The following is a 14,079-nucleotide window of genomic DNA, read 5'->3' on the forward strand; positions in this document are numbered from 1 at the left end:
AATCATGCTGCAGTTTTTGATTGATACATTGATTCGCACGGCAGATTTATCACTGGTCGCGCTGGGGCTTAGCCTGGTGTATGGGCTGGTGCGGTTTGCCAACATCGCCCATATGCAATACGCCATGGTTGGCGCATTTATTACGGCAGCCGGGCTTCACCTGGGTATGCCGTTATCACTGGCTATCATCTTTTCCGCGGTTGTTTGCGGCATGCTCTCCATGGTGTTGCATCACTGGGTATTTCAGCCACTGTTAAAAAGCGGTACGGCTAACGCCATGATTGGTTCGCTGGCCGTATCAATGGTGCTGATTGCACTGGTTCTTGGGGTCGAAGGATCGGCTCCCATCAACTACGCCCTGCCCATTGGTGATCTGTGGCAAATTGGCGATACCCGCATCTCTTCAGATGAACTCTGGAGCCTGGGTGTCACTGCCGTGCTGGTCGCCGTATTTAGCGTGCTGATGTTCAAAACACCACAAGGCCGTGCAATACGCGCTCTGGCAAGTAACCGCGACCTGGCGGCAGCTTCAGGTTTAAACGCCAGCGCCATTATCCACAGTGTGAACCTGGTGGCTGGCATGTTAGCGGCCGTGGGTGGAAGCATGCTGGCAATGAATGCCAGTGCCTGGGTCAACCAGGGGAATGACCTGATGCTGCCAGTGCTGGCGGCAGCCATTCTGGGCGGGCTGGGCAACCCCATGGGAGCCATTTTTGGCGCGTTACTTATTGCCAGTACCGAAACCCTTGTCACCAATATCGACTGGAGCTGGCTGTTCGGTGGGGAATTACTGTTTATTCCGGTTACCTGGGTAAATGCCTCATCGTTTGTCATTCTGTTATTGGCGCTGTTGCTACGTCCTTACGGCCTGTTTAACCGGGAGGTGCGCCGTGTCTGAGTTTTTACTGCATATTTTTTGTCTGGCGGGCATCTATGCCATTGTCGCGCTTGCCCTGAATTTACAGGCGGGCTATGCCGGGTTGCTCAACTTTGGCCATATCGTGTTCGTGGGTACTGGTGCGTATGCCATCGGTTTAGGCAGCCAGTTTGGGTTGCCTCTGTGGGTGGTAATGCCTGCCGGAATAGCCTGCGCCATCGTTATCAGCATCATGATGACGCTGTTGGGCCGCCAGTTAACCGCAGACTACTGGGGGATTGCCACGCTGGCATTGGCGGAGATTATCCGTATTGCGGTGGTCAATGAAGATACTTTTACGGGCGGTGCACAAGGTATCGGCGGCCTGGTTGCCCCCTGGTCAACCGGTAGCAGCGTGATGGATACCCGTATCTTCGCCGCTATTATTCTGGTGGCCGTTATCCTTGCCACACTGGCATGCCTGCGAATAGGTTCCAGCCGCTTTGGCCGCGCGCTTCGCCTGATGCGCGAGCAACCCCAGCTAGCCATGTGCATGGGGTATGCCCTGCCGTGGTTAAAATGCCGGGCATTGATGAGCAGTGCAGTGATGTGTTGCCTGGCCGGTATGCTGCTGGCCTGGTACACCGATTATGTCAGCCCGGATTACCTGCTTTCTTCAGAAACCTTTCTTATCTGGAGCATGGTGATGATTGGCGGAATCGGGAATGTTCGTGGTGTGCTGCTGGGTGTGTTGTTAGTGGAAGGCTTGTATAACTTTATCCCCTTCGCAAAAGATTATTTCCATATTAGCTCTGATTTGACTGGTGCACTGCGCCTGGGTCTGGTGGGGCTAGCATTGTTATTGTGCCTGCTGACCAGACCTGGCGGCCTGTTACCCGAAAAGTTGAGGATTATGTCATGACCGATTTACTCAACGTGTCTGGTGTCAGCAAAGCCTTTGGTGGCAACCAGGTGCTGTCGTCTGTCTCATTTAGTATGGCGAAAGGTGAGATCCTCGGCCTGCTTGGGCCAAATGGCTCCGGGAAAAGTACCCTGCTTAACACAATTTCCGGGTTTACCCGGCCAGATGGCGGCAGCATCACGTTCAATGGGCAACCCATTGCCCGCATGGCAAGCCACCTCATTATTCAGGCAGGGATTGCCCGGACATTCCAGTTACCGGTCATGCCAGAGAAGATGAGCGTCATGGAAGTGGTAATGGCAGCGGGAACCCGCCAGCACGGGCTGGTGAACGGATTACTGGGCCTGGCTTCCGGGCGCAAGGCTGAAGAGGAAGACAAAGCCCGCGCCAGTGAATTGCTGAATACATTGCTGCTAACCAAAGTCAAAGATCTGCCTGCCGCCGCGCTGTCGGGTGGGCAGAAAAAACTGCTGGGGATTGCCTGCGCGCTCATGGGAAACCCTGCGCTGCTGATGCTCGATGAACCGATGGCAGGTGTTCATCCGAAGCTGCGCCAGGAACTGGTAGAAACTCTGGTTCGCCTGAGCCAGCAAGGGATTTCCTTACTGGTCATTGAACACGATATGCACTTTATCAACACCTTGTGCCAGCGCTGTATTGTGCTGGACAGAGGGCAGATTGTCGCCAGTTGCCGCCCGGACGAACTGGCGGAAAACCAGCAAGTGCTGGACGCGTACCTTGGGCGCAGCACAACAACACTGCAGGAGGCCGTATGATAACGCTGGAAAACGTGATTGCGGGTTACACACCAGGAATCGATATTCTCCACGGTATTTCCTTGCATGTTGCACAGGCCGAAATTGTCACACTGCTTGGCCCAAATGGCTGCGGCAAATCTACGTTACTTAAATCAATTGCCGGTTTTGTTTCCCCCCGCGAAGGGCGGGTAGAAATTGATGGGCGAGAAACAGCAAAAATTCCGGTACACCGCAAAATTCGTGAGTGTTCTCTGGGGTTTGTTCCGCAACTGGATAATGTCTTCAACAACCTGAGTGTCGCAGAAAACCTGCAAACGGGTGGGCAGTTTTTACCACCGGGGCAGCGCAGGCAACGAATGGCACAACTGGCAGAACATTACCCGGTGTTACACAAAAAATGGCATTCCCCGGCATCTGCGCTTTCTGGTGGGGAACGGCAAATTCTCGCACTCGCCCGGGCATTGATGCCATCGCCTTCCGTACTGCTGCTTGATGAGCCCTCTGCCGGGTTATCACCGAAAATGCTTACCGAAGTATTCAGCGCCATACAAACCATTTGCCGCCAGGAAAAAGTCACTATTTTGATGGTGGAGCAAAACGCCATGGAAGCGCTGCATATTTCCGACCGGGCTTATGTGCTGGCGCTGGGTAAAGTGGCAATGCAGGGTAAAGCTCGGGATCTGCTTAACGATCCGCGTATGCGGGAACTGTACTTTGGCGGCCGTGCCGCCTGACAGGAAGAGTAACAAAACAGAAGGAATACATCATGCCGATTACCCCGGTTATCGACCACGCAGTAATCAATGTCGATGACGAACTGAATCAGGCACAACACTTGTTTCAACGGATGGGCTTTCAGCTCAGTGAGCGGGGCCATCACTCTATGGGCTCCAGCAACCACCTGGCGATATTCAGAGATAACTACCTGGAGCTGCTGGGTTATGAAGTTGACAGGCAAACTGCGTCGCGCGGTTTATGGCAAGTGGCACCTGGCCTTGCTGGCCTGGTATGGAAAACCTCGGATGCTCATGAAGTTTGGCAACACTTGCAGCAGTGTGGGCTGGAGGGAGAACCACCGACAGCATTTTCCCGGCCAGTCACCCTGCCCGATGGCGGTACTACTGAAGCCCGTTTTTGTATCACCCGGATTCGTGGCAGTGCACTGGATTATGGCTTCAGTTTTTTCTGTGAACAGCAAACACCTGAAGCCGTGTGGCAACCCGCCTGGCAGGTTCACCCAAACACAGTGCAGGCACTGACTGCATTTGTGATTGCCTCACCTCAGCCAGTACAAACGTTGGCGTTATACCGCCAGTTGTTTAACTGTGTGCCACGTATGGATGCGCAGGGTGGCTATGTTCTTGATTCAGGTACCTGCCGCCTGCGGGTTATCAGCCATGACCAGGCAAGTCAGGAATTTGCGCTACCGCCTGCCGGGCAGAATGCGCCCGCTAAAATGGTGGCGCTGTGTTTCCAGGTTGCCTCATTGAACCAACTCAGGCAGAGCCTTACTCAGGGCGATATACAATGGCAAGAACAAGGTAACGCGGTGCTGGTCACTCAACAGCAAGCACAGTGGCTGGCAATGCGTTTTCACCTTTAAGGCAGAGTAACGTCACTGGGCGGCAGTGTTGCACCGTCGCCCAGTGTGCGCTGCATTAACACGGTGTCCACCCAGCGCCCATGTTTAAACCCTACAGATTGCAGTGTCCCTACCAGGTTAAACCCAAGGCTCCGGTGTAAGCGCAGCGATGCCTGGTTTTCGCTATTTCCAATCACCGCCAATAACTGCCGGTATCCCGCTTGCTCAACCAGGCTAATAGCATGGGATAACAACGCACGTCCAAGGCCCTGCCCACCATGTTGGTGATGAATATAGACAGAATCTTCCAGAGTAAAACGGTAAGCGTGACGCGGGCGATAAGGCGCCAGGTAGCAGTAACCGAGCACCTGCTCACCTTCCAGCGCCACCAACCAGGGTGTTCCATGTGCCTGCACTTTTGCCAGCCTGCCCGCCATTTCGGCAACATCTGGCGGCGTTGTTTCAAATGAAGCGATGCCATGCTCAACATGCCAGGCGTATATTGCGCATATTTGCGTGACATGTTGCTGTTGTGCGGGAATTATTTTCATGTTTTGCTCACAAGGATTATGCAGGCATTCAGAGTGCCATGTTTCGGGTATTCCAGACAGCCTGTATTACTTATGCACGCTATAAGGAAACCTTTGATGGCCGCCCTTAACCTGGATCATCTGCATACGTTTTGCCTGGTGGCCCGCTACGGCAGTTTTTCCTCAGCCGCCAACATTCTGGGATTGTCTCAGCCCGCGGTAAGCCAACACATTCGCCAACTGGAACAGTGGTTTGCCACGCGCCTGCTTGAACGAACAGCCAGAGGCATGAAGCCCACGCCTGCAGGCCTGCTTTTACTGGAGTTAGCACCGCAACTGGAACATATCGTTGCCGATATCCAAACCCAGGTGACCAATTGCAGCAGTATTGCCCGTGGCGTTGTCTCCCTGGGTATGGGAGCCACAGCCTGTATTCACCTGATGCCGCCGCTACTGCAGGCACTTCGCCAATCTCACCCACAACTCACCGTCAGTATCCGCACCGGTAATACACAAGAGATTATCCGCGCCGTGGAGGAAAACCGGCTGGATGCCGGGTTAGTGACACTTCCGGCCGACAGCCGCAATATCTCACTGGCTCCACTGTGTGACGATGAATTCTTCGCTATTGGCCCATCTGAAGAAGTGCAGGCTGCGCCGTTAACTCCAGGGGTATTGAGCAAGCAGCCACTGATAATCTTTGAGCCAGGCAGCAGTACCCGCAAATGCATTGATAGTTGGTTTGCCGAAGCAGACCATGAGCTGCAACCCATCATGGAATTAGGCAGTATCGAGGCCATAAAAAGCCTGGTGCGTGCCGGTATGGGTTACAGCATTGTTCCCGCAATGGCCATCACACAGCCAGAACCTGGCATTACCTGTTGGCCGTTAATGCCCCGGCTTTCACGTACGCTGGCGCTGGCCTTACGTCAGGATAAACCCCTGAATCACGGTTTGAATGCCCTGTTAAACGCGCTAAAAACCGCGGTCCTGCCGGTGAACCCGAAGTGACGCTTCACAGCAGGGTATTCCCGCGTTAAGTTAGGGTTAACACTCCTCTGGCTGAAACTGAATATGACTGTGCTGCTTAATTCGTTTGATCAACCCATTGGCGCTCCACTCACTGGCTGGCAAGGTTGCCCGTTACCACAGCGCTGTAATCTGCAGGGCCACTACTGCCACTTAGCCCCACTGAATACAGCAAGCCACAGTGAGCAACTCTATGCCGCATGGCTTCAGGCTGAAGATGACCGGGGCTGGACCTGGTTGCCCGCAGGGCCATTCACAGACTTCGCCTCATTTAACCAATTTATTATTCAGGCAGCCGAAAGCCAGGACCCACTGCACTATGCGGTGATTGACAACACCACTGGCGAAGCAACCGGCACACTGGCTTTAATGCGCCAGGACCCGAAAAATGGCGTTATCGAAGTGGGCTCTGTTATTTTTTCACCCCGCCTGCAACACACCACCGCCGCAACAGAAGCCCACGCGCTACTGATGCAGTACGTGTTCGACACACTGGGTTACCGGCGCTATGAATGGAAGTGTGATTCCCTGAACGCGCCATCCCGCCGGGCTGCAGAGCGGTTGGGGTTCACGTTTGAAGGTATTTTCCGCCAGGCGATTGTCTACAAAGGGCGCAACCGGGATACCGCCTGGTTTTCGCTGCTTGATGGCGAGTGGCCACAAGTTCATGATGCCCTGAGCGCCTGGTTATCACCGGGTAACTTTGATGAGCACGGGAAGCAACGCCAGGCACTGAGCGTATTACGTGCGTGGCAGCAAAACCCACAGGAGCAGCAAGCATGACCACCACAATTCGGGATGCCCGCCCGGAAGATGAAGCCGCCTGGCGCGCGTTATGGCAGGGTTACACCACATTTTATGCCAGCGACATCCCTGAGCCGGTTACCCACCACACCTGGCAACGGGCGCTGAACCCGGATTCCCCATTAGGGATTCGGCTGGCGGTTTGTAATGAACAGATTGCCGGTTTTAGCCTGTATGTGCTTCATGAAGGCTCATGGGTCACCACCCCGGTGTGTTACCTCGAAGACTTATTTGTTGACCCTGCTGCTCGTGGGCAGGGGCTGGGGCGGGCACTGATTGATGACCTGATTCATCTGGCTGAACAAAACAACTGGTCCCAGCTCTACTGGCATACCCGGGAAGGTAACTCGGCCCGGGCATTGTATGACACATTCATTCAGGCCGATGACTATGTACGTTACCGGCTTGCAATCCCCAGAGGGTAATCAGCCTTTCTGGATATACTCAGTAATATCAGTATATTGTGGGTTCCACCCCAAAAAAAGTCTGGCTTTATCCGCATTAATTCGGCAATTTGAACCAAACGCCACAGAAGCCATCAGGTTTCCCCAGGTGGCCACCGCCGTTTCAAATGTGAGTGACCGGGGTTCTCCTTCAAGCCTCGAGCCTCTCTGAATCGCCTGAGCCAGTTCGCGGAAAGCTACCTGGCCGTTTTCGGCATAAAACAGTGACCCCGGCTTCGCATGTTCCAGCGCCAGTAAAAAGAGGGCAACCATGTCATCGATATGCACATGGCTCCAACGATGCGCACCTTCCCCCAGATACTCAGCGTAACCACGCTCTTGCGCCATATGCGTTAGCATCGGTAATTGCTTGCTCTCGCGGTTAATGAGCTTCCCTTCACCATAGACCATCGCAGGCACAAGGACGACTGAGCGTACATTCTCGCGGGCAGCCCGCAACACCATACGGTTTATGGACAACCGCTCAGGAAAAAATGGGCTTTCATCGCAAGGGAAATCTTCGGTATAAACAAAATCTCCGACACTGTGTCCACCCACAACCGGACTGGCCAGATAACCAGCCCCTGAAGTATAGATAAAGGTTTTACCACTTCCTCGTAGGCGCTTGAGTAAACGGGCAGCAATATCGGGGCTGTCACATTCTGCTGCATGAATCACAGCATCACAGCCCTGTATTGCGCTATCCAGTGCCGGGTTAGATTCTGCCGTAAGTTCTCCGGGTACAGCCACCATCCCCGCGGCCCTGACCGCCAGGGCATCTTTTTCACGCCGAACAACGCCACAAACCTGATAGCCCGCCGCCTGTAAAGCCACTGCGACACTGCCACCAATGTAGCCGGAAACACCCGTTACCAGCACCCGCCTGATTGCTGCCATATTATCACCCATCTTTTTGCGATTTAGCCGCACGGTAAACAATCGCGCAGACAGAGTAATAGACAATAGGTGCCCTTTTTAGTCACGCATGGTGAGCAACATGTACAGCAGGTTTACGCCAGTTCTTCTGGTGTGGCATTACCGTTAGCCACATGCCCCGCCAGCGCTGTCGCGTCACATTTCTCCCATTCATCCCAACTCATTACTGTTTTCACTATGGCAACACCGATTATTCATTGAGGGGAGCGCTGGAAGGTTTCACTATTACCCGAGCCTGATTGTGTCAGGACTCATGCAGGCTGCGCCGCACCCAGAGAGCCAGAGGAAGAATTAACAGCCCAAACATAAAGGGAATACGCCAGCCCCAACTCGCCAACTGGCAAACCAGGCTCGTCGGCCATGAGTTGCTGCTTCCATAATGTAGGTTGTAGCAGGACCAGCCTCTCCACCTCATGCCAGGCGCCGTGCAGCATACGGGTTATCACCAGCAGAACGGGTGTTACCATACCTATCGACTCATATGATGGCACCAACACCAGACCACCGGTGCCAATTGTCATAAAGACCATGGTAAACAACGTGGCAGATTTGCGCCCGACATGGTCGGCGTAACTACCAATATCAGACCCACTCATGGGCAAGGTTAAAGTCGATTTATGTTTGCCATGGCAACAAAGTTATTTCACGACATGATTGCCAAACGAATCGCCGCGCAAAATGATCCGTGGCAATCCACCGACCAATAAAAGTCGTGAAAAAAACAGTTACCTTGTCGCATCACGTATTGTCATTATGATGATATGACACCCGTTGGTTATACGTGCTAGGTTTGATGTAACACTATTTAATTTTTATTTCACCATGCTAATTTCATCAATGATAAAAAAAGATTTCGGTATTTATAAACTTCAAAAAGGCCAGTTTTGGATTCTTCTCTATGCCTTTTTAATAACAGGGTGCACTACCAACAATTTAACTACAGCGCAAGACATAGCCAAAAAAGGACAGCTAACCGAAAAAGTTGTCGTCACCCCTGAGTTTAGTTTTCTTACCTGGCAACGTATAAATGCCCCTTCACAACCACTGACCATTTATATTGAAGGTGATGGCCTGGCCTGGATTTCACGCTACCAGCCTTCATCGGACCCTACGCCGAAAAACCCCGTCGCACTGCGGTTGGCTGCACTGGACCCTGGCAGCAATGTGGTGTATATCGCCCGGCCCTGCCAGTACATCGGCGTAGGCAGCAACCCTACCTGCCAGGTACCTTATTGGACAAGCAAGCGGTTTTCTGCGGATGTGATTAACGCGATGTCCGAAGCGATAGACAAGATTAAACAAAGCGCTTTTGCAACTCAGATTCAATTAGTGGGTTATTCGGGGGGCGGTGCGGTTGCCGCATTATTAGCTGAACAACGTAAGGATATATTATCTCTGCGTACTGTAGCGGGTTACCTTGATATTGAATATGTGAATCAATTACACCATGTTTCGCCAATGCCCGATTCGCTTAATCCCATCAATAAAGCGAATAAATTGGCGCTTATTCCTCAAATTCATTTTAGTGGTGCGCATGATACGCTCATTCCCCCTGAAGTTGCCCAGCGTTTTACTCAGCAAACGGGTGGCAGTTGCGCGCGCGCTGTGCTTGTTCCCGGAATGACGCATCAGGGCCCATGGGAAACGCAGTGGCTCCACTTGCTCAAACAGAAACCTGAATGCGGCAAGGGAGGTAAGTAATCATAATAAAATTAACAGGGTAAAGTATGAACAAGCTGTTTAAAGTAAAACCATTGATAGTGGCCATTGTCTCTGGGTTGTCGGCCATGACGGTAGCTGGCTCTGCTGGTGCGACAACCGACACACTGGTTATTTCAAACACATCCAGTGATATTCAGGTTTTATCCGGTGAAAGCTACACCTCAATTACAGTGACGGATACCGGTGTAATTGCAGGGGCCGACGACGGAATCTACAATAACGGTACCATCACCACTATTACCAACAATAACCTTCTGGGGGCCGGGTACTACGGTATCCGCTCAAGCGGAAGTATTGGAACTATCAATAACCTGGGGACCCTCAGCTCTGACCGCGCCTATGCTCTCTATAATAGTGGTACTATTGATGCGTTGAATAACAGTGGAACAATAAGCGCAGTATGGGGCTATACGATCCTGAATAATGGCACCATAAACAGTATCAACAACTCGGGAACAATCAGTGCTGGCACCACATCATCCAATGTACTGAATAACACGGGTACTATTGGCAGCATCACCAATACTGGGACGATTAAAGGCGATATCACTTCATCAAGTAGTCTGGATTTTATTGGCGGCACGGGCAGCACCATCGGTACTCTGACTGGCTATACCGCAGATGAATCAACGCCAGTAATTGGAACTATTTCTTTGTCCAGCGGCGACCTGACACTCAGCTCCGGAAATATGCTGCTGAACGATAATGTCACGCTTTCATCGGGTTCTTTTAATAACACCAGCGCTAATCTGTATATTTCCAATCCCATCACTATTACGGGAAACTACACCCAGTCTGCCAGTTCTTCGCTGAATTTTAATGTTGCCAGCGATGCCGTTACTACAGGTAGCCTGTCTTCCGATTCCGGGTATGGCCGGTTGATTGTCAATGGAGCAGTCACACTGGCATCGGGATCATCTGTCAACCTGGTAAGCCAGGGTTACGCGTTCGCGGCAGGCCAGCGTTATGTGGTTATCGATGCTTCAGATGCAGCCAACACACAATACAATGAAGGAACCCTGAAATATAACGCATCAGGCTTTACAGGCACGGTAAAAGGCAGCGCAGCAACAGACTCCAGCTCAGGGGATAAATTGCTGGTGCTTAATTTATCTGCTGCACAAACAACCACGCCAACCATACCAGCTACGCCTACCACGCCTACCACGCCTACCACATCGACGACGCCGACGACGCCGACCACGCAGTCCTGGGAACCAACTATCGGTAATGCCATTTCATCCTTAAATGGCCTGCAAAATTATACCGGTGTTTCGAATGCAGGGTTGTTGAATTTATACAATGCTTCATTAGCAATTAACTCTGTTGGTGAAGCTAATAGAGTGGGAGAGCAGCTTTCCCCAGGAATGAATGCCAGTGCAGCAAATGCGGCGAGCACCGCGACTTTTGACATGCTCAATGTCATTGGTTCAAGAATCAGCGCAACGCAGTTTGCCTGGCGTAACGGGAAAAGTGGTATTGCCGCCGGGGATGAGTCACTCAATAACGCGGTATGGGGGCAAACTTTTGGTGGGCGTGCCAACCAGGGTAACACCGGTGAAATGTCCGGGTATAAGGCAACTTATGGCGGACTGGTTTTGGGTGCCGACCGCGCGATAAATGATAACTGGCGTTTAGGTGGCGCGCTCAGCTACACCTCAACTAATATTAAAGGCAACAGTAGCTTTAACGGTTCAAATGCCTATGTAAACTCCTGGGGGTTAACGGCTTATGCCAGTTACCTCGCGCCGGACTGGTATACCAACCTTTATGCAACCGCCGTAACTCAGCGTTTCAACACACAACGTAGCGTAGATTTAACCGGGTATTCTGGTATTGCCAACGGCAAGTTTGATGGACAGCAGTATGCGGTAAAAGCCGAGTTTGGTTACCCTTTAGCTGTCACTCAGGCATTCACTGTGACGCCATTGGCCAATCTCAGCTATAGCTTTATGCAGCAAAATGGCTATACCGAATCGAACGGTAATGGTGCTGCATTACGGGTAGATGCCGCCCACTCAGATGCCATTAAGTCCGGGCTTGGTGCCAAATTTGAGGTCACCACGTCAACGCCAGTCGGTGAGTTGACTCCTTACTTACAAATGCTCTGGTATCACCAGTATGACAACCAGCCGATGCAGATTTCCTCCAGCTATGCGGCGGCAATTGATGAAACTGGATTTACTACCCGTGGCGCATCTCCAGAAAAAGACACCGGTGATTTCAGCGTTGGGGCTACACTGGTTCACTCTGGTACCTCCAGCATTACTGCTTACTACGATATTAGCGCAGCACCGCATTATTCAAACCAGTCAGTCAGCCTGCGGTTCAAACAGCTGTTCTGATTAATACCCGTCCGGCCCTGGTGTCAGCACATGACACCAGGCCATTTTATTCCTCACATTACAGTGCCGCGGCTATCGCTTCCCCCAGCTCAGCGGTGCTGGCTGTTCCACCCAGGTCACGGGTCAGGCAATGCCCTTCTGCCAGCGTTTTTTCTACTGCCTGCAAAACTGCGGCTCCCGCTTCAGCGTAGCCCAAATGCTCCAGCATCATTGCGCCACACCAAATCTGGCCAATCGGGTTGGCGACACCTTTACCAGCAATATCTGGCGCAGAACCATGCACCGGTTCAAACAGGCTGGGGAAACAGCGCTCTGGGTTGATGTTGGCAGAAGGGGCAATACCGATAGTGCCAGTGCAGGCCGGGCCAAGGTCTGAAAGAATATCGCCAAACAGATTACTGGCAACCACCACATCAAACCAGTCAGGGTGTAAAACGAAATTCGCAGTAAGAATATCAATATGGAATTTATCTACAGATACAGACGGGTACTGCTGTGCTATCTCTGCCACACGGCTGTCCCAGTAGGGCATAGTGATCGCGATACCATTCGATTTAGTGGCCGATGTCAGGTGTTTTTTCGGGCGTCGCTGAGCCAGCTCGAACGCGAATTTCACTACGCGATCCACGCCGGTTCGCGTCATTACGGTTTCCTGAATCACCACTTCCCGTTCAGTACCAGGAAACATCGTGCCACCGACACTGGAATACTCCCCTTCGGTGTTCTCCCGCACCACATAAAAATCGATATCGCCTGGTTGCCGGTTTGCCAGGGGCGCTTTCACGCCAGGCATTAAACGCACTGGCCGCAAATTAACATACTGGTCGAATTCCCGGCGAAACTGGAGTAACGACTCCCACAACGACACGTGATCCGGCACGACATCCGGCCAGCCAACAGCACCAAAATAGATGGCATCACAGGCCTGTAACTGTTCACGCCAGTTATCCGGCAACATTTTGCCATGCTGCTGCCAGTATTCTGCACTGGCGAAGTCATGCCATTGCCATTCCAGAGGGATTGAAAATTTACTGGCAGCCGCGTTCATCACCCGAACGCCCTCCGGCATCACTTCCTTGCCTATACCATCACCGGGAATTACTGCGATTTTATGAACAGCCATTGCATGCACCTTTGGGTTGTTTATGCCTGTATTGCAGTATATGTTTTCATTTCAGGTTAATAATTGGCTTAAAATGAAATCCAATGTTTCTTAAAAGTAAAGAAACCAGAACCTCAACAGACGACATGGCGTTTTTCATGCATCTGGCTTCTGCCGGAAGCCTGACGGTTGCTGCGCGGGAAATGGGGTTATCTTTGCCTGCGGTAAGTAAGCGGCTGCGGTTACTCGAAGAACGCCTTGGGGTGCAATTGCTGCACAGAACCACTCGCCGTATAGAATTGACGCCAGAAGGCAAAAGCTACCTTGAAGGTGCCCGGCCTTTGCTGGACCAGTTACTCGAACTGGAAGACAGAATCAGCAGCCAAAATCCGCTGTTGCGTGGGTCGCTCAACATTAATGCGTCATTTGGTTTTGGGCGGCGTTTTGTCGCGCCCTGTTTATCGCGCTTTGCCGCCCTTCACCCGCAACTGAATATCACCCTGCAACTCACCAGCCAGCCGCTAAATTTCCTTGATGCTCAGATGGATATTGACATCCGTGTTGGTGAGCCACCAGATGCCCGTCTGGTTGCCCGCAAGCTACGCGATAACCCGCGAGTGCTGTGTTGTTCGCCTGGTTATGCCACACAACATGGCTTGCCTGCCAGTGTAAACGACCTGGCAAAACACAGTTGTATTCTGCTTAAGCAATTTGACAGTGATTTTACTTTGTGGCGAATGAGCCGGGGAAAGCAGACCATCAGCCAGAAAGTGAACGGGCACCTGGTGACCAATGATGGTGAAGTTGCCATGAGAATGGCAATAGATGGGCACGGGATTTTGCTGCGCTCCTGGTGGGATGCAGAGCCCAGTATTGCCAGCGGTGAACTGATACATGTATTACCGGAATGGCAGGCTACTGGCGGGAACATTTACGCAGTCTGGCTTCCCCAACGCACACCCCATAACCGGATTACTGCGTTTGTGGATTACCTGATGTCAGAACTGAACCCCAGCGTATAACAATTGCTGCACCAGGACTGGGGAATAT

Annotated in this window: 15 protein-coding genes; 11 read left to right on the top strand and 4 right to left on the bottom strand. The window is 52.1% G+C overall.

Annotated elements, in window-relative coordinates; all coding sequences use genetic code 11:
* The first annotated feature begins 4 nt into the window (after positions 1 to 4).
* From LC084_RS17720 to LC084_RS17740, 5 genes are read left to right on the top strand one after another with little or no spacing between them, the layout of a single operon-like run.
* Positions 5 to 898, top strand: coding sequence for a branched-chain amino acid ABC transporter permease (locus tag LC084_RS17720; protein ID WP_226572513.1), 894 nt, complete (start codon positions 5 to 7; stop codon positions 896 to 898).
* Positions 891 to 1,778, top strand: a complete 888-nt coding sequence (locus LC084_RS17725; RefSeq protein ID WP_226572515.1) for a branched-chain amino acid ABC transporter permease — start codon at positions 891 to 893, stop codon at positions 1,776 to 1,778. The genes LC084_RS17720 and LC084_RS17725 overlap by 8 nt, the downstream gene beginning before the upstream one ends.
* Positions 1,775 to 2,554 (top strand): ABC transporter ATP-binding protein, encoded by a 780-nt coding sequence (locus LC084_RS17730; protein ID WP_226572516.1) that lies wholly within the window; start codon positions 1,775 to 1,777, stop codon positions 2,552 to 2,554. Before LC084_RS17725 ends, LC084_RS17730 begins: the two co-directional genes overlap by 4 nt.
* Positions 2,551 to 3,270 carry an ABC transporter ATP-binding protein gene (locus LC084_RS17735; protein WP_226572517.1) on the top strand — a complete coding sequence of 240 codons (720 nt, stop codon included), beginning with the start codon at positions 2,551 to 2,553 and terminating at the stop codon, positions 3,268 to 3,270. Before LC084_RS17730 ends, LC084_RS17735 begins: the two co-directional genes overlap by 4 nt.
* Before the next feature lie 32 nt (positions 3,271 to 3,302).
* Positions 3,303 to 4,139, top strand: coding sequence for a VOC family protein (locus LC084_RS17740; RefSeq protein WP_226572518.1), 837 nt, complete (start codon positions 3,303 to 3,305; stop codon positions 4,137 to 4,139).
* Here LC084_RS17740 and LC084_RS17745 read toward each other — a convergent pair.
* Positions 4,136 to 4,669 (bottom strand): GNAT family N-acetyltransferase, encoded by a 534-nt coding sequence (locus LC084_RS17745; protein WP_226572519.1) that lies wholly within the window; start codon positions 4,667 to 4,669, stop codon positions 4,136 to 4,138. The genes LC084_RS17740 and LC084_RS17745 overlap by 4 nt on opposite strands.
* Before the next feature lie 96 nt (positions 4,670 to 4,765).
* Here LC084_RS17745 and LC084_RS17750 point away from each other — a divergent pair, with 96 nt between their 5' ends.
* The 3 genes from LC084_RS17750 (at position 4,766) to LC084_RS17760 (ending at position 6,906) form a co-directional block, all read left to right on the top strand.
* Positions 4,766 to 5,659 (top strand): LysR family transcriptional regulator, encoded by an 894-nt coding sequence (locus LC084_RS17750; protein WP_226572520.1) that lies wholly within the window; start codon positions 4,766 to 4,768, stop codon positions 5,657 to 5,659.
* Between the two features lie 63 nt (positions 5,660 to 5,722).
* Positions 5,723 to 6,460: a GNAT family N-acetyltransferase gene (locus LC084_RS17755; protein ID WP_226572521.1), complete on the top strand. Its 738-nt coding sequence runs from the start codon at positions 5,723 to 5,725 to the stop codon at positions 6,458 to 6,460.
* A complete protein-coding gene (locus LC084_RS17760; protein WP_226572522.1) occupies positions 6,457 to 6,906 on the top strand; it encodes a GNAT family N-acetyltransferase in 450 nt (149 codons plus the stop codon). The genes LC084_RS17755 and LC084_RS17760 overlap by 4 nt, the downstream gene beginning before the upstream one ends.
* On the opposite strand, the gene LC084_RS17765 is transcribed toward LC084_RS17760, so the two are convergent.
* The gene (locus LC084_RS17765; protein ID WP_226572523.1) at positions 6,907 to 7,821 is read right to left on the bottom strand and encodes an NAD-dependent epimerase/dehydratase family protein; all 915 of its coding nucleotides are present in this window, start codon (positions 7,819 to 7,821) and stop codon (positions 6,907 to 6,909) included.
* Positions 7,822 to 8,111: 290 nt separating this feature from the next.
* On the bottom strand, positions 8,112 to 8,456 hold the full coding sequence (locus LC084_RS17770; protein WP_226572524.1) for a hypothetical protein: 345 nt from the start codon (positions 8,454 to 8,456) through the stop codon (positions 8,112 to 8,114).
* A 241-nt stretch (positions 8,457 to 8,697) separates the two neighbouring features.
* On the opposite strand from LC084_RS17770, the gene LC084_RS17775 reads away from it, so the two are divergent.
* On the top strand, positions 8,698 to 9,561 hold the full coding sequence (locus LC084_RS17775; RefSeq protein ID WP_226572525.1) for an alpha/beta fold hydrolase: 864 nt from the start codon (positions 8,698 to 8,700) through the stop codon (positions 9,559 to 9,561).
* A 26-nt stretch (positions 9,562 to 9,587) separates the two neighbouring features.
* Positions 9,588 to 11,927: an autotransporter family protein gene (locus tag LC084_RS17780; protein ID WP_226572526.1), complete on the top strand. Its 2,340-nt coding sequence runs from the start codon at positions 9,588 to 9,590 to the stop codon at positions 11,925 to 11,927.
* A 58-nt stretch (positions 11,928 to 11,985) separates the two neighbouring features.
* Here LC084_RS17780 and LC084_RS17785 read toward each other — a convergent pair whose 3' ends face one another.
* Positions 11,986 to 13,050 (bottom strand): tartrate dehydrogenase, encoded by a 1,065-nt coding sequence (locus LC084_RS17785; protein ID WP_226572527.1) that lies wholly within the window; start codon positions 13,048 to 13,050, stop codon positions 11,986 to 11,988.
* Positions 13,051 to 13,133: 83 nt separating this feature from the next.
* On the opposite strand from LC084_RS17785, the gene LC084_RS17790 reads away from it, so the two are divergent.
* The gene (locus LC084_RS17790) at positions 13,134 to 14,051 is read left to right on the top strand and encodes a LysR family transcriptional regulator (RefSeq protein ID WP_226572528.1); all 918 of its coding nucleotides are present in this window, start codon (positions 13,134 to 13,136) and stop codon (positions 14,049 to 14,051) included.
* The last annotated feature ends 28 nt before the right edge of the window (positions 14,052 to 14,079 follow it).

Source organism: Mangrovibacter yixingensis (assembly GCF_020523985.1).
Lineage (GTDB): Bacteria > Pseudomonadota > Gammaproteobacteria > Enterobacterales > Enterobacteriaceae > Mangrovibacter > Mangrovibacter yixingensis.